The 23,831-nt window shown below is 66.5% G+C and carries 25 protein-coding genes and 1 pseudogene; 16 read left to right on the top strand and 10 right to left on the bottom strand.

Going from position 1 to position 23,831, the window contains the following annotated elements; translation table 11 throughout:
* Nucleotides 1–16: 16 nt before the first annotated feature.
* Nucleotides 17–532, bottom strand: coding sequence for a 5-(carboxyamino)imidazole ribonucleotide mutase (gene purE, locus A5736_RS19810; protein WP_076248119.1), 516 nt, complete (start codon nucleotides 530–532; stop codon nucleotides 17–19).
* Nucleotides 530–1,835: pseudogene (locus A5736_RS19805) on the bottom strand (5-(carboxyamino)imidazole ribonucleotide synthase); the annotation flags it as partial. The pseudogene A5736_RS19805 and the gene purE, both read right to left, overlap by 3 nt.
* A gap of 109 nt (nucleotides 1,836–1,944) precedes the next feature.
* On the opposite strand from A5736_RS19805, the gene A5736_RS19800 reads away from it, so the two are divergent.
* A complete protein-coding gene (locus A5736_RS19800) occupies nucleotides 1,945–2,601 on the top strand; it encodes a GtrA family protein (RefSeq protein WP_076125611.1) in 657 nt (218 codons plus the stop codon).
* Here A5736_RS19800 and A5736_RS19795 read toward each other — a convergent pair.
* Genes A5736_RS19795 through A5736_RS19785 form a run of 3 tightly spaced genes read right to left on the bottom strand, consistent with a single transcriptional unit; the run spans nucleotide 2,556 to nucleotide 5,545 of the window.
* Entirely contained in the window at nucleotides 2,556–3,074 is a 519-nt protein-coding gene (locus A5736_RS19795; RefSeq protein ID WP_076118993.1) for a PH domain-containing protein, read from the bottom strand. The genes A5736_RS19800 and A5736_RS19795 overlap by 46 nt on opposite strands.
* 20 nt (nucleotides 3,075–3,094) lie before the next feature.
* Entirely contained in the window at nucleotides 3,095–3,928 is an 834-nt protein-coding gene (locus tag A5736_RS19790) for a biotin--[acetyl-CoA-carboxylase] ligase (protein WP_076125609.1), read from the bottom strand.
* A 24-nt stretch (nucleotides 3,929–3,952) separates the two neighbouring features.
* A complete protein-coding gene (locus A5736_RS19785; protein WP_083667593.1) occupies nucleotides 3,953–5,545 on the bottom strand; it encodes an MFS transporter in 1,593 nt (530 codons plus the stop codon).
* A gap of 226 nt (nucleotides 5,546–5,771) precedes the next feature.
* Here A5736_RS19785 and A5736_RS19780 point away from each other — a divergent pair, with 226 nt between their 5' ends.
* From A5736_RS19780 to A5736_RS19750, 7 genes are all read left to right on the top strand, one after another.
* The gene (locus A5736_RS19780; protein WP_076125604.1) at nucleotides 5,772–7,412 is read left to right on the top strand and encodes an acyl-CoA carboxylase subunit beta; all 1,641 of its coding nucleotides are present in this window, start codon (nucleotides 5,772–5,774) and stop codon (nucleotides 7,410–7,412) included.
* Nucleotides 7,409–7,648, top strand: a complete 240-nt coding sequence (locus A5736_RS19775; RefSeq protein ID WP_083667585.1) for an acyl-CoA carboxylase subunit epsilon — start codon at nucleotides 7,409–7,411, stop codon at nucleotides 7,646–7,648. Before A5736_RS19780 ends, A5736_RS19775 begins: the two co-directional genes overlap by 4 nt.
* Nucleotides 7,645–8,301, top strand: a complete 657-nt coding sequence (locus A5736_RS19770; RefSeq protein ID WP_076248116.1) for a nucleoside triphosphate pyrophosphatase — start codon at nucleotides 7,645–7,647, stop codon at nucleotides 8,299–8,301. Before A5736_RS19775 ends, A5736_RS19770 begins: the two co-directional genes overlap by 4 nt.
* 185 nt (nucleotides 8,302–8,486) lie before the next feature.
* The gene (locus A5736_RS19765; protein ID WP_139333447.1) at nucleotides 8,487–9,923 is read left to right on the top strand and encodes a serine hydrolase; all 1,437 of its coding nucleotides are present in this window, start codon (nucleotides 8,487–8,489) and stop codon (nucleotides 9,921–9,923) included.
* Nucleotides 9,924–9,961: 38 nt separating this feature from the next.
* The gene (locus A5736_RS19760) at nucleotides 9,962–10,870 is read left to right on the top strand and encodes a class I SAM-dependent methyltransferase (RefSeq protein WP_076248113.1); all 909 of its coding nucleotides are present in this window, start codon (nucleotides 9,962–9,964) and stop codon (nucleotides 10,868–10,870) included.
* Nucleotides 10,871–11,025: 155 nt separating this feature from the next.
* Nucleotides 11,026–11,955, top strand: coding sequence for an SAM-dependent methyltransferase (locus A5736_RS19755; RefSeq protein ID WP_076248157.1), 930 nt, complete (start codon nucleotides 11,026–11,028; stop codon nucleotides 11,953–11,955).
* A gap of 11 nt (nucleotides 11,956–11,966) precedes the next feature.
* Entirely contained in the window at nucleotides 11,967–13,187 is a 1,221-nt protein-coding gene (locus A5736_RS19750; protein ID WP_076248111.1) for a peptidoglycan DD-metalloendopeptidase family protein, read from the top strand.
* 12 nt (nucleotides 13,188–13,199) lie between these two features.
* Here the strand turns inward: A5736_RS19750 and A5736_RS19745 are convergent, their stop codons facing one another.
* Together A5736_RS19745 and A5736_RS19740 are read right to left on the bottom strand one after the other, a co-directional pair.
* Complete coding sequence (locus A5736_RS19745) at nucleotides 13,200–14,231, bottom strand: hypothetical protein (RefSeq protein WP_254848412.1); 1,032 nt, start codon at nucleotides 14,229–14,231, stop codon at nucleotides 13,200–13,202.
* Nucleotides 14,232–14,375: 144 nt separating this feature from the next.
* Entirely contained in the window at nucleotides 14,376–15,359 is a 984-nt protein-coding gene (locus A5736_RS19740; protein ID WP_076248109.1) for an NAD-dependent epimerase/dehydratase family protein, read from the bottom strand.
* Nucleotides 15,360–15,455: 96 nt separating this feature from the next.
* Between A5736_RS19740 and A5736_RS19735 the strand changes: the two genes are divergently transcribed.
* From A5736_RS19735 to A5736_RS19720, 4 genes are all read left to right on the top strand, one after another.
* The gene (locus A5736_RS19735) at nucleotides 15,456–16,346 is read left to right on the top strand and encodes a sulfurtransferase (RefSeq protein WP_076125589.1); all 891 of its coding nucleotides are present in this window, start codon (nucleotides 15,456–15,458) and stop codon (nucleotides 16,344–16,346) included.
* Entirely contained in the window at nucleotides 16,346–16,765 is a 420-nt protein-coding gene (locus A5736_RS19730) for a SufE family protein (RefSeq protein ID WP_076057664.1), read from the top strand. Before A5736_RS19735 ends, A5736_RS19730 begins: the two co-directional genes overlap by 1 nt.
* A 131-nt stretch (nucleotides 16,766–16,896) precedes the next feature.
* On the top strand, nucleotides 16,897–18,693 hold the full coding sequence (locus A5736_RS19725; RefSeq protein WP_076248108.1) for an acetyl/propionyl/methylcrotonyl-CoA carboxylase subunit alpha: 1,797 nt from the start codon (nucleotides 16,897–16,899) through the stop codon (nucleotides 18,691–18,693).
* 195 nt (nucleotides 18,694–18,888) lie between these two features.
* A complete protein-coding gene (locus A5736_RS19720; RefSeq protein ID WP_083667583.1) occupies nucleotides 18,889–19,308 on the top strand; it encodes an STAS domain-containing protein in 420 nt (139 codons plus the stop codon).
* On the opposite strand, the gene A5736_RS19715 is transcribed toward A5736_RS19720, so the two are convergent.
* The gene (locus A5736_RS19715) at nucleotides 19,271–20,059 is read right to left on the bottom strand and encodes an RNA polymerase sigma factor SigF (RefSeq protein WP_076125584.1); all 789 of its coding nucleotides are present in this window, start codon (nucleotides 20,057–20,059) and stop codon (nucleotides 19,271–19,273) included. The two genes, A5736_RS19720 and A5736_RS19715, sit on opposite strands and share 38 nt — an antisense overlap.
* Complete coding sequence (locus A5736_RS19710) at nucleotides 20,056–20,493, bottom strand: anti-sigma factor (protein WP_076125582.1); 438 nt, start codon at nucleotides 20,491–20,493, stop codon at nucleotides 20,056–20,058. The genes A5736_RS19715 and A5736_RS19710 overlap by 4 nt, the downstream gene beginning before the upstream one ends.
* 437 nt (nucleotides 20,494–20,930) lie before the next feature.
* Between A5736_RS19710 and A5736_RS19705 the strand changes: the two genes are divergently transcribed.
* Both A5736_RS19705 and usfY read left to right on the top strand, forming a co-directional pair.
* A complete protein-coding gene (locus A5736_RS19705; RefSeq protein ID WP_076125580.1) occupies nucleotides 20,931–21,311 on the top strand; it encodes a phage holin family protein in 381 nt (126 codons plus the stop codon).
* A gap of 64 nt (nucleotides 21,312–21,375) precedes the next feature.
* Complete coding sequence (usfY, locus tag A5736_RS19700; RefSeq protein ID WP_076248106.1) at nucleotides 21,376–21,690, top strand: protein UsfY; 315 nt, start codon at nucleotides 21,376–21,378, stop codon at nucleotides 21,688–21,690.
* Between the two features lie 13 nt (nucleotides 21,691–21,703).
* On the opposite strand, the gene A5736_RS19695 is transcribed toward usfY, so the two are convergent.
* Nucleotides 21,704–22,087, bottom strand: a complete 384-nt coding sequence (locus A5736_RS19695) for a hypothetical protein (protein WP_076057658.1) — start codon at nucleotides 22,085–22,087, stop codon at nucleotides 21,704–21,706.
* Nucleotides 22,088–22,447: 360 nt separating this feature from the next.
* On the opposite strand from A5736_RS19695, the gene A5736_RS19690 reads away from it, so the two are divergent.
* Nucleotides 22,448–23,116: a TetR/AcrR family transcriptional regulator gene (locus A5736_RS19690; RefSeq protein ID WP_076125576.1), complete on the top strand. Its 669-nt coding sequence runs from the start codon at nucleotides 22,448–22,450 to the stop codon at nucleotides 23,114–23,116.
* A 39-nt stretch (nucleotides 23,117–23,155) separates the two neighbouring features.
* Nucleotides 23,156–23,831: DEAD/DEAH box helicase (locus tag A5736_RS19685; protein ID WP_139333446.1), on the top strand; the 676-nt coding region annotated here is incomplete at its 3' end.

Raw genomic sequence — 23,831 nt, 5'->3', positions numbered from 1 at the left:
TCGCCTCGTCGCCGGGCTACTGGCCGGTAACTTTACCCTGACCCTTCCGCAGCGCCGCATCCTTGGCCCGCACGCTCTCGGCCAGCTCCTCGGCAAAAGCGACGAGCCGCGCGCGCAGCGCCGGGTCGGACGATCCGAGAATCCGCACGGCCAGCAGGCCCGCGTTGCGGGCGCCACCGATGGAGACCGTCGCGACCGGCACGCCCGCCGGCATCTGCACGATCGACAGCAGGGAATCGAGGCCGTCCAGCCGTGCCAGCGGCACCGGCACGCCGATCACCGGCAGCGGCGTCGCCGAGGCGACCATCCCGGGCAGGTGGGCCGCGCCGCCGGCGCCGGCGATGATCACCTCGATGCCGCGGTCGGCCGCGCCGCGGGCGTAGTCGAGCATCTCCGCCGGGGTGCGGTGCGCCGAGACGACCCGCACCTCGGTCGGTACGTCGAACTCGGCCAGCGCCGCCGCCGCGTCGCCCATCACCGGCCAGTCGCTGTCGCTGCCCATGATCACCGCTACGCGCGGATGCTCGGTCATTCGGCGCCACTCCTCTCCCCCGCAAGCGGGAGGTGCCCCCACATCGCTCTTTTGTTCTGCATCGTCGCTGGCGCTAGCCATGTGGATCCCATCCGTCAGCCCATTGCCCGTGTGACAACCAGTGTGCGGCCAGCTCGGCGCGTTCACGCAGCTTCGCCAAGCCGGCGGCATCGGAGCCCGGGAAATCGCCCAGGAAATTGATGTGCCCGACCTTGCGTCCGGGGCGTTCGGCCTTGCCGTACAGGTGAACCCGGGCGTCGGGCATGCGCGCAAAGAGATGGTGCAACCGTTCGTCGACGGTCATCGCCGGCGGCTGCGCGGCACCGAGCACGTTGGCCATCACCGTGACCGGCGCGATGGCGTCGGTGTCGCCCAGCGGATAGTCCAGCACCGCGCGCAGATGCTGTTCGAATTGGCTGGTGCGGGCCCCGTCCATGGTCCAGTGCCCGGAGTTGTGCGGGCGCATCGCGAGCTCGTTGACCAGCAGCGCGCCGTCGACCGTCTCGAACAGCTCGACCGCGAGCACGCCGATCACGCCGAGGTCGGCGGCCAGCCGCAACGCCAGCCGTTGCGCGGCCGACGCGAGGTCCTCGGGCAGCTCCGGCGCGGGCGCGATGACCTGCACGCAGATCCCGTCTCGTTGCACGGTCTCGACGACCGGCCACGCCGCCCCCTGACCGAACGGCGAGCGCGCCACCAGAGCCGACAGTTCGCGGCGCAGGTTCACCTGCTCCTCGGCCATCACCGGCACCCCATCGGCAAGGAAGGTGGCCGCGATCTCGCGGGCGTGCGACGGGTCGCGGGCCATCCGCACCCCGCGCCCGTCGTATCCGCCGCGGACCGCTTTCACGACCACGGGGCCGGATATGCGCCGCGCGAAGGTGTCGAGTTCGTCGACGCTTCGGATCTCGGCATAGCGGGGCACCGGAGCGCCGAGTGCCTCCATTCGCCTCCGCATGACGAGCTTGTCCTGGGCATGTATCAGCGCCTGGGGCGGCGGCGCCACATTGACGCCTTCCGCGACGAGCTTGTCCAGCAGTTCGGTCGGGACGTGCTCGTGGTCGAAGGTCAGCACGTCGGCTCCGGCGGCGACCCGGCGCAGATCTTCGAGATCGGCGTGCGAGCCGATCACCACGTCGGGACTGACCTGCGCGGCCGATTCGTCGGCCGCGGTCGCCAGCACGCGCAGCGTCTGGCCCAGCGCGATGGCGGCCTGATGCGTCATCCGGGCCAACTGCCCGCCGCCGACCATGGCGACGACGGGCGCGGTGCGCGGCGGGCGTGAACTCGGCACGGCCATCATGGTGTCATGGCGCACAGGCCCGTGCTCGAGGCGTGTTGACCGGCTCTGACACACAATCGTTATGTACCATTTTGCGTCGATTTTGCGTCCGTCCGTACACTGACGTGTTGTGTCCTTCGCCGAAGCCACAATCGCGCGCTTGCCCGGGGTCATTCAGCCGTATGCGCAGCGCCATCATGAACTGATCAAATTCGCCATCGTCGGCGGCACCACGTTCATCATCGACTCGGCGATTTTCTACACGCTGAAGCTCACGATCCTCGAGCCCAAGCCGGTGACCGCCAAGGTCATCGCGGGCATCGTCGCCGTCATCGCGTCCTACGTGCTGAACCGGGAGTGGAGCTTCCGCGACCGCGGCGGGCGCGAGCGCCACCACGAGGCGCTGCTGTTCTTCGCGTTCAGCGGCGTCGGTGTGCTGCTGTCCATGGCCCCGCTGTGGATCTCCAGTTACGTCCTGCAACTGCGGGTGCCGACGGTGTCGCTGACGGTGGAGAACATCGCCGACTTCATCTCGGCGTACATCATCGGCAACCTGCTGCAGATGGCGTTCCGGTTCTGGGCGTTCCGGCGCTGGGTGTTCCCCGACGAGTTCGCGCGCAGCCCCGACAAGGCACTCGAATCCGCCCTCACCGCGGGCGGTATCGCCGAAATCTTCGAGGACGAAATCGAGGGCGGCAACGTCACGCTGCTGCGGGTCTGGCGCAACAGGGCGCGGGCGCGTCAGCTCGGCGATTCCTCGGAACCCAGGGTGTCGAAGACTTCGTGATACAGCAGCGCGTGCACCTCGCGCAGGCGCGGAATGTCGTAGAACTCCAACGGATCTTGTGACGCCGACTCGATAATCAGCGTGCCGGTGCGAAACATTCGCTCGACGATCTTGTCCCGGAATTCCACGCTGTTGATCCGCGCCAACGGGATGTCGATCCCGCTGCGGGTCAGCACCCCGTGCCGAAACATCACCCGCCGGTTGGTGACGACGAAATGTGTGGTCAGCCAGCTCAGGAACGGCCACAGCGTAAGCCAGCCGACGATCACCAGCCAGATCCCCCAGATGACGCCGTAGATGATGTTCTTGGCGAGCTGCCCCCAGTGCGTCGAGTTGAGATAGCCCGACCCGAACGCCGCGAGCGCGGTCACCACGATGAGTACGACGACGGGCCAGATCAAGCGCTTCCAGTGCGGGTGGCGGTGTATGACGACCTGTTCGCCGGCGGCCAGGGCGTTGTCCGGGTAGCTCATGGTCGCGAAGTTACCGCTTCCTAACGTAGATGCACCACGTCGCCGGCGGAAACGACGACGGTCTCCCCCTCCGTTTCCACGCATAACCTGCCCTGGTCGTCGACGGCGCTCGCGGTCCCGACGACTTCCCGGCCGCCCGGAAGTTCGGCGCGCACCCGCGTGCCGATAGTCAGGCTGCGGGCTCGGTAATCCGCGGCCAGCTGCCAGTCGGCCCCGCGTGCGAGCCGCCAGGCGGTGATGCGGCTGCCGAGCTCGCGCAACACGGCGCGGACCAACGTGTTGCGGTCGGGCGCGGCCACGCCGAGGTTGAGCAGCGACGTGGGCGCAATGGTCCCGGGCTCGTCGACCTCCTCTGGGGCCTGAGTGACGTTGAGCCCCAAGCCAATTACCACGACCGGCCGCGTCACCTCGGCGAGGATTCCGGCCAGTTTGCCCCGCGAATCGGGTGGACCGGCCAACACGTCGTTGGGCCATTTCAGCCCGGCCTGCACGCCGATGCCGTCGAGCAGCGGGGCCAGCGCGTCGACGACGGCCACCCCGGTGGCCAGCGATAGCCAGCCCCAGCCCTCGGTCGGGACGTCCACGACGCTGACGCCGACCGACATGGTGATCTGCGCGCGCGGGGAGGCCGACCAGCCGCGGCCGTGCCGCCCGCGGCCGGCGGTCTGATGCTCGGCGATGAGCACCGCCCCCGCGACGTCGTCTCCCGCGGCAGCGCGGGCCAGCAAATCGGCGTTGGTGGAACCGGTTTCGTCGACGACGTCGAGCCGTCGCCAGCCCAGCCCGGTGCCGATCAACTCGGCGCGCAGTGCGGCGGCGTCCAGTGGCGTTCTGAGCTCATCGGAGTCTGTCACCGGACCCAGCCTAGAACGCGCGGCTCATCGAGGGCTCTGGTCGCGCGCGTCGAGGACCGGATCCCTGGTGCCGCTGTTGAGCTGCTGTCCACCGAGATCGCCGCGGGTGCGCGGAAACCGCCTCCAACCAAGAATGAAGCCTGCCGTGAGCAATGCCGCCCCGCCGGCGACCGCTAGCCGGACGCCGCCGATGAAGTCTTTGTCGGCAGCGCGCACCACCAGACGCTCCTGCGCTGATGTCATTGGATGGCCTGGCCCAATGTTTGCGGGGTGGGCGGACGGATTCGCGCCTTCCACTACGGCCCCGATGACCGCTTTGCGTTCGGCGGGATCGGCGATGACCGTGTCCAGCCGGGTCGGCAACGTCGCGCTTAGCCAGACCGCGAGGACGGAGCCGAAAAGTGCGACGCCGAAAATGCTGCCCAGCGACCGTTGCAGATTGATCAGGCCAGCGCCCATACCGGCTCGGTGATCGTCAACCTCGGTCATAGCAAGCTGCAACAGTGGCGTGGCGCAGCCCCCATACCCCGCACCGAATAGCGCCAGGCCAATGATCACCACGGGGATTGCGCGGCCGATGGCGACCGCGAATAGCGCCAACCCGATGATCGACGCCGCCAGACAGACCAGCGCCGGCAGTCGGGGGCCCGAATCTTCTACCGCGCGGCCAGCCAGTACGCTCGCGACCCCAAATGCCACCGGGACCGGCAACAGCAGCAGACCCGCGTGCATGGGAGAGAACGCGCGTACGTTCTGGAAATGCTGGGTGGCCACCATCAGCAAGCCAAAAAAGCAGGATGTCACCAGGAAGTAGATCAGCAGCGCCGATCGGTACACCGGCTGGCTAAGCAGCTGAAGTTCGATCAAGGGGAATGCCGCACGGCGTTCGTGCCGAACAAACAGCCATAGCAGCACGACAGCCAGCAGCAGCGCCGGCCCTACTACGTTCAGCTCCCGATGCATCCGCGGGACCTCGATGAGTCCGTAAGCGATCATTGCGATCGCGGGGGCGAACATCAGCTGACCCGGCCAGTCGAGTTGGGTCGGGTCGGGATCCCTGGACTCAGCGGCAGCAACCAGCGTGAGGAGCCCGACGATTGCTCCCATCGGGAGGTTCACCGCAAAGACGCTGCGCCATCCGAGGTCCTGGACCAGGAACCCGCCCAGCGCCGGGGAAACCGCTGCACCGACACTCCCCATGGCCATCCAGCCGGCTATCGCCCGCGCTTTCAACCCCGGGTCGGGAAACGCGTGACTGAGCAGGGCGAGAGACAACACCGAGATGAAGGCCGCTCCCACGCCCTGAATAATTCGCGCCACCGTGAACAGTCCAAGACTGACGGGTAGCGCGCACACGACGGAGGAGGTGACGAATACCGCGAGCCCGATCAAAAACCCGCGCTTGCGACCGTACCGATCACCCAGCAAGGCACAGCTCATCAACGCGGCAGCCATGCCCAGGCTATAGCCTGCGACGGCCCACTGAAGACCTCGCTCACCCGCCCTGTACGCCGCCTGGATGCTGGGCAGCGCGACGTTGACGACGTTGACGTCCACACACACGATGAAGATGCCCAGCCCGGCCGCGACCACGGTCATCCGCTGGCGCGCCGTCATCGCCGGATGGGCATGCTGCACCCCGGTCATTGCGACAAGCTTTTCGCGACGGGTTCGGGACAATGGCCCATCAGGCCCTCCTTGCTCTCGCGCATCTAATTTTGCTCACTTCGGCTGCTTTGGACTCAGATTCGGGGATCTTCACGATCGCTCGACCCGAGACCTCACCCTCATGGGCAGGCCCTTCATGGGGAAGACGGGATAACCGCCGCTAAGCTCGACACCCATGACGAGCGTTACCGACCACACCGCGGAACCCGCGGCCGAGCACAGCATCGACATCCACACCACGGCGGGCAAGCTGGCCGAGCTGCACAAGCGCCGGGAAGAGGCACTGCACCCGGTCGGTGAAGAGGCCGTCGAGAAGGTGCACGCCAAGGGCAAGCTGACCGCCCGGGAGCGCATCCTCGCCCTGCTGGACGAGGACTCGTTCGTTGAGCTCGATGCGCTGGCCAAGCACCGCAGCACCAACTTCGGCCTGGAGAAAAACCGCCCGCTCGGCGACGGCGTCATCACCGGCTACGGCACCATCGACGGCCGTGACGTATGCATCTTCAGCCAGGACGCCACCGTGTTCGGCGGCAGCCTCGGCGAGGTGTACGGCGAGAAGATCGTCAAGGTCCAGGAGCTGGCGATCAAGACCGGGCGCCCGCTGATCGGCATCAACGACGGTGCCGGGGCGCGCATCCAGGAGGGCGTCGTCTCGCTGGGCCTGTACAGCAAGATCTTCCGCAACAACATCCTGGCTTCCGGTGTCATCCCGCAGATCTCGCTGATCATGGGGGCCGCGGCGGGCGGGCACGTGTACTCGCCGGCCCTGACCGACTTCGTGGTGATGGTCGATCAGACCAGCCAGATGTTCATCACCGGACCCGACGTCATCAAGACCGTCACCGGCGAGGACGTCACGATGGAGGAGCTCGGCGGCGCCCACACCCACATGGCCAAGTCCGGCACGTTGCACTACGTGGCCTCCGGTGAGCAGGACGCCTTCGAATGGGTCCGCGACCTGCTGAGCTACCTGCCGCCCAACAACGCGACCGATCCGCCCCGCTACGCCGCGCCCATCCCGGTGGGCGCCATCGAGGAGAACCTCACCGACGAGGACATCGAGCTGGACACGCTGATCCCCGACTCCCCCAACCAGCCGTACGACATGCACGAGGTGATCACCCGCATCCTCGACGAGGACGAGTTCCTGGAAATCCAGGGCGGTTACGCCCAGAACATCGTCGTCGGGTTCGGTCGGATCGAGGGCCGGCCGGTGGGGATCGTGGCCAACCAGCCGACGCACTTCGCCGGCTGCCTGGACATCGACGCCTCCGAGAAGGCGGCGCGGTTCGTGCGGACCTGCGACTGCTTCAACATCCCGATCGTGATGCTGGTCGACGTGCCCGGCTTCCTGCCCGGCACCGGCCAGGAATACAACGGCATCATCCGGCGCGGCGCCAAGCTGCTGTTCGCCTACGGCGAGGCCACGGTCCCGAAGATCACCGTCATCACCCGCAAGGCCTACGGCGGCGCCTACTGCGTCATGGGCTCCAAGGACATGGGCTGCGACGTCAACATCGCCTGGCCGACGGCGCAGATCGCGGTGATGGGCGCCTCGGGCGCCGTCGGGTTCGTCTACCGCAAGCAGTTGAGCGAGGCCGCCAAGGAAGGCAAGGACGTCGACGCGCTGCGGCTGCAGCTGCAGCAGGAGTACGAGGACACGCTCGTCAACCCCTACGTCGCGGCCGAGCGCGGATACGTCGACGCGGTGATCCCGCCGTCGCACACGCGCGGCTACATCGGCACGGCGCTGCGTCTGCTGGAGCGCAAGATCTCGCACCTGCCGCCCAAGAAGCACGGGAACATCCCACTGTGAGCCCGGATATCCAAGAGACTCAGAAGCCGCACGAGCCGCACATCCAGATCCTCAAGGGGCAACCCACCGCCGAGGAGCTGGCCGCACTGATCGCCGTGCTGGGCGCCGCCGGCGCTGCGCCGGAGCCGCCACCGGCCGAGCGCACCCGCTGGGGCCTCCCGGTCGACCGGTTGCGTTTTGCGATGACGAATTACCAGCGGCTCACCATGCAGCAGATGACTCATATGAAGCAGTGACCCGGCTGGTGCTGGCGTCGGCCTCGGCCGGCCGGCTCAAGGTGCTGCGCCAGGCCGGCGTCGATCCGCTGGTCGTCGTCTCCGGTGTGGACGAGGATGCAATCGCCGCGGCCCTGGGCCCGGACGCATCACCCGGTGACGTCGTCAACGCGCTGGCGGTGGCCAAGGCTGATGAGGTCGCCGGCAGGCTGGATGGCGGCATCGCCGCGGATTGCGTTGTCATCGGCTGTGATTCGATGCTCTACATCGACGACCGGTTGTGCGGTAAGCCGCAATCCGTCGCTGCCGCTCGTCAGATGTGGCAGTCGATGGCGGGCCGGGCCGGCCGGCTCTATACCGGCCACTGCGCTATCCGATTGGTGGACAGCGAAATCGTTCATCGTGACGCGGAAACATCTATCACCACTGTGCGGTTCGGTAATCCATCACCCGATGACCTCGAGGCCTACCTTGCCGTCGGGGAGTCGTTGCGGGTCGCCGGAGGGTTCACGCTCGACGGCCTGGGCGGCTGGTTCATCGACGGTGTCGACGGCGACCCGTCGGCTGTGGTGGGCCTCGGGCTGCCGCTGACGCGATCGCTGCTCGGCCGCGCGGGCCTGTCGATCGCCGCGCTGTGGGCGGACAATCCGCTCGGCCAGCACCGCCCGCGGTAAAACCGGGTCCCGCGGGAGCGGGCGAGGCCCCAAGCGCTGCAACCGAATCCACTCCCACTCCTGGGCTTCAGGATGTTTCGGGTACGTTCAGTTATATTTAATGGCCATGTGGACGTTACCGCCGCCCACGAACCCATTCAGATCAGCCGCCACGGGCCGGGTCGCCGCGGTCACCGCCGCAAGAAATCGCCGCTGCCGTGGTTGAAACCGCTAACCGCACAGACCTTGGCGTAGCGTTCGACGAGCTCGATGCCAAGATCAACGCGGGCATGAAGGCCTATGCGATTCCGGGCGTCGCGGTTGCCGTGTGGGCCGGCGGCCAAGAATACGTCAAGGGCTACGGGGTCACCAACGTCGACCATCCGTTGCCCGTCGACGGCGACACCGTCTTCCGAATCGGTTCTACCACAAAGACTTTCACAGGCACGGCGATGATGCGGCTGGTCGAGCGGGGCGAGGTAGACCTGGATTCACACGTGCGTCGCTTTATCCCCGACTTCGCGGTGGCCGACGAGTCAGCCAGCGCCGTGGTGACCGTGCGCCAACTGCTCAACCACACTGCGGGCTGGGATGGTCGCAATGGGCAGGACTTCGGGCGCGGCGATGACGCGGTGGGGCGCTACGTCAACTCGATGACACGTTTACCGCAGCTGACTCCTCCGGGAACCGCGTTCTCGTACAACAATTCGGGCCTTGTGGTGGCGGGCCGCATCATCGAGCTTGTCACCGGAACAACCTACGAGTCTGCGATGCAGAAACTGGTGCTTGACCCGCTGCAGCTGGCGCACACCCACTACTTTTCCGACCAGATCATCGGTCTGAATGTGGCGGCACCTCACCGGGTGGTCGACGGCAAACCCCTGGTCGATACCGACTTTTGGGCATTCCCGCGCAGCTGCAATCCCACCGGTGGGTTGATGTCCACGGCGCGAGATCAGCTGCGCTACGCACAGTTCCACCTCGGCGACGGCAGGGTGCCCAATGGCGAGCGGACCCTGAGCCGACAGTCGCTGGAGGCGATGCGTTCGAACCCGGGCGCGGGCGGAACACTTTTTGTCGAGCTGACCGGGATGGGCGTGACCTGGATGCTGCGGCCCTCCGCGGAGAATGTGACCATCGTTGAGCACGGGGGGACCTGGAAGGGGCAACGCTCCGGTTTCGTCATGGTGCCCGATCGCAACTTCGCCATGACCGTGCTCACCAATTCCGATGGTGGATTTCATCTGATCAACGACCTCTTCGCCTGCGACTGGGCGTTGCGGAGATTCGCCGGGGTCACCAACCTGCCCGCCACACCACAACACCTTGGCGCCGCCGAGCTCGAGCCCTACCAGGGCAGGTACCTTGCCGAGCAAGTCTCGCAAGATGGCAGCGTCGAGCAAACGGTCATCGAATTCCGGGCAAGGCACGGCCAGCTCGCCGGCACCATGGGCGCCGGCGATGCCGACCCGGATGGCGAAAACAGCGTCGAACTGGGCCTCGCCTTCTACCGGCCCGACTACGGGCTCGACCTCGGACCCGACGGCCAGCCCACCGGCAGTCGATCAAACTTCGTCCGCGGTCCGGACGGCAACATCGCCTGGTTCTGTAGTCAGCACGGGCGTCTGTTCCGACGCCAATAACACCGCACCGCAGAATTAGGCGGCGCTAAGGTGGGCCGATGCCCCGCACCGACGACGACAGCTGGGACGTGGCGTCTGGTGTCGGCGTCACCGCCACCATTGTCGCGGCCGGGCGCGCGCTGGCCACCAGGGATCCGCGCGGCTTGATCAACGATCCGTTCGCCGAGCCGCTGGTCCGTGCGGTGGGCCTGGATTTCTTCACCAAGCTGATGGACGGCGAACTCGGCATGTCGGCGATCGCGGACGTCTCGCCGACCGTGGCGCAGGCGATGGTCGACGGAAACGCGGTGCGCACGAAGTACTTTGACGACTACGTCCTCCACGCCACCGATGGGGGTATTCGGCAGGTGGCGATCCTCGCTTCCGGGTTGGACGCCCGGGCCTACCGGCTGTCGTGGCCGGCCGGGACGGTGGTGTACGAGGTCGACCAACCACGGGTGATGGAGTTCAAGACGACGACCTTGGCCGACCTGGGCGCGGAGCCCTCCGCCACTCTGCGCGCCGTGCCCATCGACCTGCGCGCGGACTGGCTCACGGCGTTGCGAGCCGCCGGCTTTGACTCGTCAGCACCGACGGCGTGGCTGGTCGAGGGGCTACTGATTTATCTGAAGCCGGAGGCCCAGGATCGGCTGTTCGACGACATCACCGCACTCAGTGCGCCCGGGAGCATGGCAGCCACCGAATTCGTTTCCAGTATCGTGGATTTCGGCGCCGAGCGAGCGCGGACCATATCCAACCCATTCCGCGACCATGGCGTCGACGTCGACTTGGCTTCGTTGATCTACCCCGGCGAACGCAACCACGTCCTCGACTACCTGACCGCCTTGGGCTGGCAGCTCGAGGGCGTGCCGCTCGCCGAACTGTTCCGGCGCAGCGGCCTCGATGCGCCCGCCGGAGACGACGACACCATCTTCATCAGCGGCACCCTGACCGACCAGCCGCGGTAACCAACCCCCGCCGTGTCCCCCGATCGGGGGACGACGCGTTCATCACCATTGCGGGCCGATCGGCGGAGTTCCGCCAGACCAAATCTTCCTAGATTCGAAGTGTGCAGCTCGGCCGTCCCTCGGGCGCCGAGATCCCACACCAGAAAGGCGGAATCGTGATGCGCCAAGACCGCGATAGCTGGGATCTGGCCAGCCATGTCGGCGCGACCGCGACGCTGGTGGCCGCGGGCCGCGCCAGGGCCACCAATTCGCCCGAGCCGCTGATCGAGGACCCGTTCGCCGAGCCGTTGGTCCGCGCGGTGGGTATCGAATTCCTTGTCAAATGGGCCACCGGAGAGCTCCGCGCGTCCGACGTCGACGAGCCCGGAGCGGCCTGGGGTCTGCAGCGAATGACCACCGATTTGGTGGCCCGCACTCGCTATTTCGATCAGTTCCTTACCGACGCGACCGCGACCGGTATCCGGCAGGTGGTGATCCTGGCGTCTGGGCTCGACGCGCGGGGCTACCGGCTGCCGTGGCCGCCGGGCGTGGCGGTGTTCGAGATCGATCAGCCGGCCGTGCTTCGGTTCAAGGCCGAAACGCTGGCAAGGCTGGGCGCCCAGCCCACGGCGCGGCTGCAAATGGTGCCGGCCGACCTGCGGGACGATTGGCCGGTCGCGCTGCTGCGTAGCGGATTCGACCCCGCGTTACCGACCGCCTGGATCGCCGAAGGATTGTTCGGTTATCTCCCCCCTGAAGCCCAGGATCGCCTGCTGGACAACGTCACCGGGCTCAGCGCGCCGGGAAGCCGGATGGCCATCGAGGCGTTCGTGGGGTCGGCGGAGCTGGACTCCGGGCGGGTCCAAGAGATCATCCGCGGTGCGACTCGCACCTGGCGCGACCACGGATTCGATCTGGACATCTGCTCGCTGAACTATCCCGGGGCCCGCAACGAGGTCGCCGGGTATCTCGACAACCACGGGTGGCAGTCGACGGGGACCACGGCCGCGCAGCTCCTGGCCGATCACGGCCTGCTCGGGACGCCTGGCGATTACGACTCGCCCTCCGACAAGCCCAGCTATTACACTTCGGTTCTGGCGGCTTAAAGGGGAACTCGTTGCGGATTCTGGCGGTCACGCGTGCCCACAACGCCGGCAAGACGTTGGCCGAAACGTTGGACTCGCTGGCCACCTTCAGCGACGACATCTACGCGATCGACGACCGCAGCACCGACGACACCGCCGCGATTCTCGCGAACCACCCCGCGGTCACCAATGTTGTTCGCGCCCGGGCAGATCTACCGTCCACACCATGGCTGGTCCCCGAGTCCACCGGGCTGGAGCTGCTGTACCGGATGGCCGATTTCTGTCGCCCGGACTGGATGGTGATGGTGGACGCCGACTGGACTTTCCAGATCGACGTGGACATCCGTGAGGTGCTTGCGCGCACACCGGACGACGTAGCCGCGCTGATGTGTCCGATGGTTTCCCGCTGGGATGATCCGGAATATCCGGACATGGTGCCGGTGATGGGCACCGCCGAGGCGATGCGCGGGCCGTTTTGGCGCTGGTACCCGGGCCTGTATGCGGGGCCCAAGTTGATGCACAATTCGCACTGGCCGGCCAACATCACCGAGCACGGTCGGATAGGGCAGCTGGACGGAATCCGCTTGACGCACAACGGCTGGGCGACGTTGGAGGAACGGATCTCGCGAGTCAAACACTATCTGCGGCTCGATCCGGATTTTCGGCACAACTTCGGCGTGGCCTACGATCGGTCGCTGTTGTTCGGCTATGCACTCGACGAGGTCGACCTCCTCAAAGCGGACTACCAGCGGCGAGTGCGCGGCGACTTCGACCGGATCGAGCCGCGGGCGCGGCTGCCGATCGAGGCGGAGCCACGCGCGATTGGCCGCGGATACGGGCCCCGCGCGGACGGTTTCCATCCCGGCGTCGACTTCGCCGCTGACCCCGGCAGCCCGATCTACGCGGTCATATCCGGAACTGTTTGCCGCGCAAGCGATGTCGGTGATCTTTACTCAGTGATCATCTCGAACGGCGATACCGAAATCCGCTACGTGTTCCGGCCTGGTGGCGACACACAAATCGCGCGCGGTGATCGGGTAAGCGCGGGAACCCGGATTGGCAGCATCGGTGCGGAAGACCAATCGACGGACGGTTATCTGCATTTCGAGACGCGGGTTGGGCGTGCACACGTCAATCCCCTGCGCTATCTGGGCAACATGGGGCTGCGGCCCTGGCCGCCGCCGGGGCGGCTGCGCGCGGTATCGGGCAGCTATCCGCCCGCCACACCATGCACGATCACCGCCGACGAGTAATCCTGGGCGACGTCAGCGCGGAGCGTGGGCTGTTCGTTGGCAAGCCTCGATCCGTTCCAGCAGACTGCGGCCTGCGCGGATCGTCGAGCGGACCTCCTGCAACAGTTTGGCGGGATGCTGCAGGTCCATGTCGTGTAGTCCTTCGTAGCGGTCGATGCCGAAACCCGCGGTCTCGATACGAATTCCGAACGGCAGGGCCAGAGTTCGCAGCGCGTCGAAGTGCTGATAGGGGACGAACGGCTGACCGGTCACCAGTAGACAACTCGATTGGTTCATATCCAGGGTCCGCGCGGTAAAGGTGAAGGTATCCGCGGAGGTGGCACGGCGGATGTCGGGGTCCGGCGACGGTGCCTCGATGAGTGTGATGGGCAGCCCGAGGCCATTGCTGTCTTCGTCGAAGCGCCAGACCATCTGGCCTCGATGCGGGTCGCCGCCCCGCTGACGCCCATGCCGTACGGCTTCGCGAGTATCCACCCCAAACGCGTCGGCCGCGGCGGCGGCCAGCAAATCGAATTCGGAACGCGCGCCTGGCGCGCAGGATGCGACCGCGTCGTCTTCGGACGGCAACAGCCGCCGAGAAGCGGCGGCCAACACGACATGACCGACGCGGTTCTCTGCAGCCAGGTCCCGCGCCAACCGGGCCCTGAGCATGTTCGAGTAACGTCCGGTGCCGATCACCAGCATGTAGTCGAATCTTGTTTCAGTGGGCCATGTTTCATCTGTAAGGCCCAGCCGTCGCGCCAGCGTCGTGATCGTGTTCAGCTGCCGGTCCGGCAGGTCTAGACGGGGGATCATCCACCGCGCTCCGCCGCCGGCGTCTTGGCACCGCACCTGTTCCCCGTAACGTGCCCGCGTCCGGCTCCGGTAATCCCATACCTCGCTGAACTCGTCCAGGTAGGCCAACCGGTCCGCCAGACTGTCGTGCCGCGGGAAATCTCCGCCGAACATCGCAACCAACTGCGCCAGCGCGTCGTGGGCGCTCCACGCGTCGACATCCCCGTGCAGCGACGTCAAGAACTCGCCATCCCACTCGCCGCCACGCATCGACACCTCAGCCGGACCGTTCACGTCAATTTCTCGCTCCCTGAACACGACACAACACCCGCCGCATGTGGAATGCAGCCTTTCATCAGCCTAACTGCGGTGAACTGGGTCAAGATGCGCTTTTTTTACCCGCAATGATGGGGCTCACTGGAAAGACAAGACGCCGCCGACCCCGTCTTGTTCGTAGGCGTATTGCGGCTGATCCTTCGCCCATTGGATATAGCGGTCGATGCCTTCCCAGATACCGACTTCGGGCTTGAATCCGATGCTCTTTGCGAGATCGATGTTGGCCGGGAAACTAGCGACTTCTCCGGGGCGTGCCTCGCGATAGGCGATCTTGGCGCCGAACTTTTCCGCGATGTACTCAACGATGTCCTTCACCCGGGTGTTTTTGCCGCTCGCGAAATTGATCGCCTGTCCGCGAAGCCCGGTGTTTTGCAACACAAGGTTGTAGGCACGAACGATGTCGCTGACGTATAGATAGTCGCGTGTCGCCGAGCCGTCGCCGAAGATCGTGAGGCTTTCGCCGTTGATGGCCTGGCGGACGAGTCGTGGAATCAGCGCGCCGAATCGCCCGGTTTTCTGCCGCACCCCGAAGATGTTGAATGGCCGAACAATCGTGACGTCAAGGCCATAGGAGCGGTAGTAGGAGTAGCACAACCGATCGGCCGCCGCCTTGGAGGCACCGTAGGGGCTGTTCGGTTTCAGCTCCGCTCTCTCGTCGAGAAGCTCGCCCTCCCGCAGATTGTGTCCGTCGCCATACACTTCGCAGGTTGACACGTAGATCAGCCGGTTCTTGTAGCGTCGGACCGCCTCGAGCACGCGGTAGGTACCCATGACGTTGGTTTCGAGAAAGCTCTCTGGTTCGCCGAGAGACTGGTCGACGTTGATATTGGCGGCCAGATGAAAAACGACGTGGTGATCGCGCACCGCGCGATGCACCGTTTCCCCATCAGTCACCGAACCCGAAATAAAGGCGGCGCGCTCGTGCGAACGAAAGTCACTCGTGTTTCGGGTTGCGCTCTTCGACGATGTATTCAGGACAGTGACCCAATGCCCGTTCGCGAGTAGCGACTCGGATAGATGACTTCCCTGGAAGCCCGCGCCCCCCGTGACAAGTATTTCCATCTGGTTCGCCCCTCGGGTGTTATTGGTAAGCCGTAAGTTTAATCGGTACTCGCGGGTCAATAACCCGCTTTTTTTCCTGGCGGTAGGCTCGACGTTGTGCCGCTACCTCCTGATCCGAGCCCCACGCTGTCGGCCTACGCCCACCCCGAACGGCTGGTCACCGCCGACTGGTTGTCCGCCAACATGGGCGCCCCGGGCCTGGCGATCGTCGAGTCCGACGAGGACGTCCTGCTCTACGACGTCGGCCACATTCCGGGTGCGGTGAAGGTCGACTGGCACACCGACCTCAACGACCCGCGCGTGCGCGACTACATCAACGGCGAGCAGTTCGCCGAGCTGATGGACCGCAAGGGCATCGCCCGCGACGACACCGTGGTGATCTACGGCGACAAGAGCAACTGGTGGGCGGCTTACGCGCTGTGGGTGTTCACGTTGTTCGGCCACGCCGACGTGCGGCTGCTCAACGGCGGGCGCGACCTATGGCTGTCCGATCGCCGGGACATGACGCTCGAGGTCCCCACCAAGACTTCGTCGGGCTATCCCGTCGTGCAGCGCAACGACGCGCCGATCCGCGCGTTCAAGGACGACGTGCTGGCCAACCTCGGCAGCCAGCCGCTGATCGACGTGCGCTCGCCCGACGAGTACACCGGCAAGCGCACCCACATGCCCGACTACCCCGAAGAGGGCGCGCTGCGCGCAGGCCACATCCCCACCGCCCGGTCGATCCCGTGGGGCAAGGCGGCCGACGAGAGTGGCCGCTTCCGCAGCCGCGAAGAGCTGGAAGAGCTGTACGGCTTTGTGCAGCCGGACGACAAGACCATCGTCTACTGCCGCATCGGCGAGCGGTCCAGCCACACCTGGTTCGTGCTCACCCATTTGCTGGGCAAGCCCGGGGTGCGCAATTACGACGGGTCGTGGACCGAGTGGGGCAACACCGTGCGGGTGCCGATCGTCGCCGGCGAGGAACCGGGAGCCGTGCCGGTCTGATGAGTCTGCCCGCGCCGCTGGCCGAGGTGGTGTCCGACTTCGCCGAAGTGCAGGGCCAGGACAAACTGACGTTGCTGCTCGAATTCGCCAACGACCTGCCGGAGCTGCCCGCCGACATGGAACAAGCGGCCATGGAGCCGGTCCCCGAGTGCCAGTCACCGCTGTTTTTGCATGTCGACGCGCACGACCCGGATCGGGTGCGGCTGTACTTCAGCGCGCCCGCCGAGGCGCCGACGACCCGCGGGTTTGCCTCGATCCTGGCCGCCGGGCTCGACGAACAACCCGCCGCCGACATTCTCGCGGTACCCGAGGATTTCTACGCCGAGCTGGGTCTGGCCGCTCTGATCAGCCCGCTGCGGTTGCGCGGCATGTCGGCGATGCTGGCCCGCATCAAACGGCGGCTGCGCGAGGCGGCGTGATCGCAAACGTGATCTTCAAACGGATCGGAGACCGGGTATCAGCGCCCACGGCGCGGCGCATAAACTTCCCCGGACAAGACTTGTAAGAAATTCTCTTAGACAAAGAGACGTCCAGCCAAACAGGAGGCGAAGTGGCCAATCACGCCAGCTCGAGGATCGCCAAGGTGCTCGTCGCCAACCGTGGCGAGATCGCTGTCCGGGTGATCCGGGCGGCCCGCGACGCGGGCCTGCCCAGCGTGGCGGTGTACGCCGAGCCCGACGCCGAGGCGCCGCACGTGCGCCTGGCCGACGAGGCGTTCGCCCTGGGCGGTCAGACGTCGGCGGAGTCCTACCTGGACTTCGGGAAGATCCTCGACGCGGCAGAGAAGTCCGGCGCCAACGCCATCCACCCCGGGTACGGATTCCTTTCGGAGAACGCCGACTTCGCCCAGGCGGTCATCGATGCCGGCCTGATCTGGATCGGCCCCAGCCCGCAGTCCATCCGCGACCTGGGCGACAAGGTCACCGCCCGCCACATCGCCGCCCGCGCGCAGGCGCCGCTGGTTCCCGGCACCCCCGACCCGGTCAAGGACGCCGACGAGGTGGTGGCCTTCGCCAAGGAATACGGCGTGCCGATCGCGATCAAGGCGGCCTTCGGCGGCGGCGGCAAGGGCATGAAGGTGGCCCGCACCATCGAGGAGATTCCCGAGCTGTACGAGTCGGCGGTGCGCGAGGCGGTGTCGGCGTTCGGCCGCGGCGAGTGCTTCGTCGAGCGCTACCTGGACAAGCCCCGCCACGTCGAGGCGCAGGTGATCGCCGACCAGCACGGCAACGTCGTCGTCGCCGGCACCCGCGACTGCTCGCTGCAACGCCGCTTCCAGAAGCTGGTGGAGGAGGCGCCGGCGCCGTTCCTGACCGACGCCCAGCGCAAGGAGATCCACGAGTCCGCCAAGCGGATCTGCAAAGAGGCCCACTACTACGGCGCCGGAACCGTCGAATACCTGGTCGGCCAGGACGGGTTGATCTCGTTCCTGGAGGTCAACACCCGCCTGCAGGTCGAGCACCCGGTCACCGAGGAGACCGCCGGCATCGACCTGGTGCTGCAGCAGTTCAAGATCGCCAACGGCGACAGGCTGGAGCTCACCGAGGATCCCACGCCGCGCGGGCACGCCATCGAATTCCGCATCAACGGTGAGGATGCGGGCCGCAACTTCCTGCCGGCCCCCGGCCCTGTGAACAAGTTCCACCCGCCCACCGGTCCGGGCGTGCGGCTGGACTCCGGCGTCGAGACCGGCTCGGTGATCGGCGGGCAGTTCGACTCGATGCTGGCCAAGCTGATCGTCTACGGCGCCGACCGCAACGAGGCGCTGGCTCGGGCGCGGCGCGCGCTGGACGAATTCGAGGTCGAGGGCCTCGCCACGGTGATCCCGTTCCATCGCGCCGTGGTGTCCGACCCGGCGTTCATCGGCGACGACGACGGATTCTCGGTGCACACCCGCTGGATCGAGACCGAGTGGAACAACACCGTCGAGCCCTTCACCGGCGGCGAGCCGCTGGACGACGAGGACGCGCGGCCGCGGCAGAAAGTGGTGGTCGAGGTCGGCGGCCGGCGGCTCGAAGTCTCGTTGCCGGCGGACCTCGCGCTGTCCAACGGCGCCACCACCGACGCCGTCGGCGCCATCCGCAAAAAGCCCAAGCCCCGCAAGCGCGGTTCGCATTCCGGCGCGGCGGCGTCGGGTGACGCGGTCACCGCACCCATGCAGGGCACGGTCGTCAAGGTGGCGGTCGAGGAGGGCCAGGAGGTCGCCGCCGGCGACTTGGTCGTCGTCCTCGAGGCGATGAAGATGGAGAACCCGGTCACCGCGCACAAGGACGGCACCATCACCGGACTCGCGGTCGAAGCCGGCGCCGCCATCACCCAGGGCACGGTGCTCGCCGAGATCAAGTAAGGGTCCGACCGGCAATACTCGCGAAACGTTGTCGGGCCGTCCAGGCACGGGTAGGGTTCGGGACAGGTTGAGTTCACAGCCACCCGGAATACGTCGGTGACGTCGAGGTAGGCGAATTCCCTGCCCCCAAGCGTTTTAGGACGCGCGGCTGGCGTATTCCACAGCACGAATCCTCCGGTAGCGAGGGAGTACGCAATGCCTGTGACCCAATCTTGGCAACAAAGCCACACCGCCCAATTCAGCGCCCGCTGGGAGCCGGGGGGCATGGTGATCACCGTCGACGGTGAGCTCGATGCCGCCAACTCGGATCAGCTCGCCGAGTATGTGCGCCGCAGCGCCAGCCCTTCCCAGCGCGTGATAGTGGACCTGCGCGGACTGGAATTCATTGGTACAGCCGGTTTTTCGGCGCTGCATCGCATTAACGTGGTGTGCTCGGCCGCCCAGACATCCTGGGCGATGGTAACGAATGCGGCGGTCTCGCGGTTGCTGCGTGTCTGCGACCCGGACGGCACCCTGCCGGTGACGTCACCGGCCGACGAGCCGCTGCTGCAGTCGACGACCTGGGCCGCCGGTGGCGCTACCGCAACTGGTCGCGCAATCGGGTTAGCGATTTAGACAGCAGCCGAGACACGTGCATCTGTGAGATGCCGACCCGGTCGGCGATTTGCGTCTGGGTCATCGATTCGAAGAAGCGCAGCACCAACACCGTCCGCTCCCGCTCGGGCAGCGCCTCGAGCAGCGGTCGCAGCGATTCGCGGTTCTCGATCTGATCCAGGCCGGTATCCACGTCGCCCAGAGTGTCGGCGATCGCGCGGGCGTCGTCGTCGTCGCTGCCGCCGCCGCTGTCGATGGACAACGTGTTGTAGGAGCTGCCCGCCACCAGGCCCTCGATGACCTCGTCGCGATCCATTCCCAGTTCGCCGGCCAGTTCGGTCGCGGTCGGGGCCCGGCCGAGCCGCTGGGACAGATCGGCGGTGGCGGTGCCCAGCCGCAGGTGCAGTTCCTTAAGCCGCCGCGGAACCTTGACCGACCAGCTGTTGTCGCGGAAGTGCCGTCGGACCTCTCCCATGATCGTGGGCACGGCGAACGAGACGAAGTCCGACCCGGCGTCGATGTCGAAGCGGACCACCGCGTTGACCAGCCCGACCCGGGCGACCTGAACCAGGTCGTCGCGCGGTTCCCCCCGCCCCTCGAACCGCCGGGCGATGTGATCGGCCAGCGGCAGGCACCGCTCGACGATCTTGTCCCGCTGGCGCTGGAATTCCATGGAGTCGGCGGGAAAAGTAGCCAATTCCCGGAACATGTCCGGAACATCGGCGTATTCGTTCGGCCGCGTATCCGAACCGCCGGCATCTCGGGCCGTCACCGGGTGGCGGCCGCCTTTCGCGCCGTCAGCGCGATACCGAAAACGCTGCCGGCTTCACTGGGTTCGCGACCGTCATGGAAAGTCTGGACGTCGTCGGCCAACGAGGTCAGCACGTGCCAGCTGAAGCTACCCGGGGCCACCACGTCGTGAGTGTCGCACGCCGCGGACGCCTCCACTATCAATTCGTCGTCGAGCGGGTCGACCAATACGACGAGCGTGGCATCGGGGGTGGCCGACCGGATCAACCGAGTGCACACTTCGTCGACCGCGAGCCGTAGGTCCGCCACGGCGTCGAAATCGAGATCCTCGAAGGTGCCGATGGCACCGACCAGGGTGCGCAGCATCGCCAGGTTTTCCAGGCGTGCAGCAACGTGTACCTCGACGGCGCGGTGGCCTCGCTGGCGCTTGCTCCCGTGCAATCGCGCATCGGTCATATGGTCTCCCGGCAATGTTTGACTGACACTACTTCCGCTTCGCAGCCCGCCTTCGACCGCGTGATCGAGCCGGTTAGTCACGATTCCCGCCGGGTATTCCACCCGATATGAACGGGCCTGACACGACCGACACAGTGCGGACGCGCCGGCTCAAGCGCGTCGCAGTCGTCGCCGGGATCACGCTGGTCGTATTGGTCGTTATCGCGATAGCCATCTATGTCGGTGCCTTCGTGATTTTGTCTCCCATGATGGGATAACCACGCTAACGCAGCATCGCGGCACTCATTCATGGTCTAGTCCAGATACCCGCTCCGCGCGCCCGGTAACCGCAACGACCGGGTTTTCTGGCGAACCCTCCGAAGCGGTTTGCGATTGGCGATCGCGGTCCGTAATCGCGGCCCTTAACGGCGGCAACCGCGAGACCTACACTTGTCGTCATGAGGCAAATTCTGCTTCGGGCAGTTGTGCTTCTGGGATCGTGGGCGATCGGCCTGGCGGTGGCCGCCTGGGTTGTCCCCGGCGTTCGGGTGTCGGTGTCCGGATTCGTGGTCGCGGTGGTGGTGTTCTCGGTGTTGCAGGCGATCCTGTCCCCGTGGATTTTGCGGTTGCCGCGCGCGTACGCGTCGCTGCTCTTCGGCGGCACCGGGCTCGCGCTGACGGTCGTCGCGTTGGGTCTGGCGTCGGGGTTCACTCACGGGCTCACCATCCACGGCGGCGCGTCCTGGATTGCCGCGACGACCGTCGTCTGGCTCGTGACGACGGTGGGGGCGATCACGCTGCCCGAGGCGCTGGTTCGCGAGGCGCCAGGCCCTATCTGACGGCGTTTTACAAGGTTGGTTATCTCATCCGTCATTGGCGGAGGGAGAGGCGGAGGGAGAGGTGATGGGAGACAGGCATCACGATCCGACGGACCATTTCCGGACCACGCAACCTCACGCTGGTATCACGATGAAGGACAACCTGTTCTGGCCGGGATTCATCCTGTTCGTCGTCGCAGTCGCCGGGATGATCGCCACCGCGGCGGCCGCCGCGTACGGACACTACGAATGGCTGCCCACGACGGTCCTCGTCGCGGTCCTCGGCACCGTGGCCGGGGCGCTGTGGTTCGTCGTAGAGCTTCGCCGCGTGAGCCGCATCGACGAGCAGTGGCACGTCGCGGGCGCCAAGAGCCCGCCGCGCCAGCGCGCCGTCAGCTAAGCGCCGGAAGCGGCTAAAGGGCCAGAACCGGTCCCGCGATCGCGGGCACCCCCATAGAGACCGTCACCGCGGTCAGCGTCAGCAGAAACCAGCCCGCGCCATGCCATCCCCACCAGGTCCCCTCGTGGCGCCATACCTGGTAGGTGCGCAGGAATGCCCAGAGCCCGCCGGCCAGGAGAATCAGCGGTCCCCCCAATGCCAGCACCGTCCGCTGGGGCGCGCCGCACGCCGCGGTGTCGACGCCCGTCCCCGGGCACGTGCTGACCCACAACGCGGCCAGGACGATGAACCCGACGCCGGCGGCCGTGGCCAGGGCGGCAAAACGGATGGCGGCGTGTACCTCGCCGTCTTCCTGGCCTAAGCGATCACCTCGTGATCGCTCATCCGCTTTTGGCATCTGAGAACCTCATATCTCCGGCTGCTCTTGATCCATCGTTCGTTACGCGGCATTTATTACCGCGTTATTGAAATTTCCTCCCGCCCGGTCCTGCCGGCCCGGCGAGAAGGCGCATGGGAGCAGATACCCCGCGCTAAACCCGGGTAAACCGCTTACCGCCTCGATATCGCCTGCGTCGCCGGCCCAGCAGCAGCCACCAAAGCGGCGCGCGAAATGGCGGGGGTCGGCAGCGGGAAGGCCTCCGCGCGCCGAAGTACCAACACCGTCAATTACTCAGGCGAGTTACCGCTGGCCAGGGGGGAAGTTCGAATAACGCGCAGTCGGCGAGTGATCTTGAACACCGTGAGTACTATCTGACACATGCCGACAGCCAGGAGGCGGTTATCCCCAGAGGATCGGCGCGCCGAGCTGCTCGCGCTAGGTGCCGAAGTCTTCGGGAAGCGGCCCTACGACGAGGTCCGTATCGACGAGATCGCCGAGCGCGCCGGCGTGTCCCGGGCCCTGATGTATCACTACTTCCCCGACAAGCGCGCGTTCTTCGCCGCCGTCGTCAAGGACGAGGCCGACCGGCTGTACGAAACCACCAACAAGGACACCGCCACCGGACTGACGATGTTCGAAGAGGTGCGCAGCGGTGTGCTCGCCTACATGGCCTATCACGAGCAGAACCCGGAGGCGGCGTGGGCCGCATACGTCGGCCTGGGCCGGTCGGACCCGGTTCTGCTGGGCGTGGAGGACGACGCCAAGAACCGGCAAATGGAACACATCATGAGCCGCATCGCCGAGCTCGTCCACAAGCTGGGGACGAAGCTGGAACCCGACGTCGAACGGGACCTGCGGGTGATCTGCCACGGCTGGCTCGCGTTCACCTTCGAGACGTGCCGGCAGCGCATCATCGACCCCAGCACCAACGCCGACCGCCTCGCCGATTCGTGCGCGCACGCGTTGTTCGACGCGATCGCCCGGGTGCCGGAGATCCCCGACGAGCTGTCCCACGCGATGGCGACCGCTCGTCTCGAACCGCGCTAGCCGATCGTTTTTGTCGGTGCCTGTTGGCACCATGGCTAGATGACCACTCGCGACCCGCTAGGCCGGTTCAGCGCGATCACGCGTGAGTGGTTCGGCAGCACCTTCGCCACTCCGACCACCGCGCAGGCGGACGCGTGGGACGCGATCGCCGACGGCGACAACACTCTTGTGATCGCGCCCACCGGGTCCGGTAAGACGCTGGCGGCTTTCCTGTGGGCCCTGGATAGCCTCGCCGGCGGCGCCGAGCGCCCGTCCGGGACCCGGGTGCTCTACGTGTCACCGCTCAAGGCGCTGGCCGTCGACGTCGAGCGCAACCTGCGCACCCCGCTGGCCGGCCTCACCCGGATCGCCGAGCGCCACGGCCAGCCCGCACCGAACATCAGCGTCGGGGTCCGTTCCGGCGACACCCCGCCCGCCGTCCGTCGTCAGCTCATCAACTCCCCGCCCGACGTGCTGATCACCACGCCGGAGTCGCTGTTTTTGATGCTGACCTCGTCCGCGCGCGAAACCCTGGCCGGCGTGCGGACCGTGATCGTCGACGAGATCCACGCCATCGCCGGCGGCAAGCGCGGCGCGCACCTGGCCCTGTCGCTCGAGCGCCTCGACGACCTGTCACGCGACGTCCCCGGGGGCCGGCCCGCCCAGCGCATCGGGCTCTCGGCGACCGTGCGTCCGCCCGAGGAACTCGCCCGGTTCCTGTCCGGCCAGGCGCCGA

Source organism: Mycobacterium sp. SP-6446, assembly GCF_001954045.1.
GTDB lineage: Bacteria > Actinomycetota > Actinomycetes > Mycobacteriales > Mycobacteriaceae > Mycobacterium.
The sequence above is the reverse complement of the archived record's forward strand: the minus strand, read 5'-3'. Positions and strand labels throughout refer to the sequence as shown.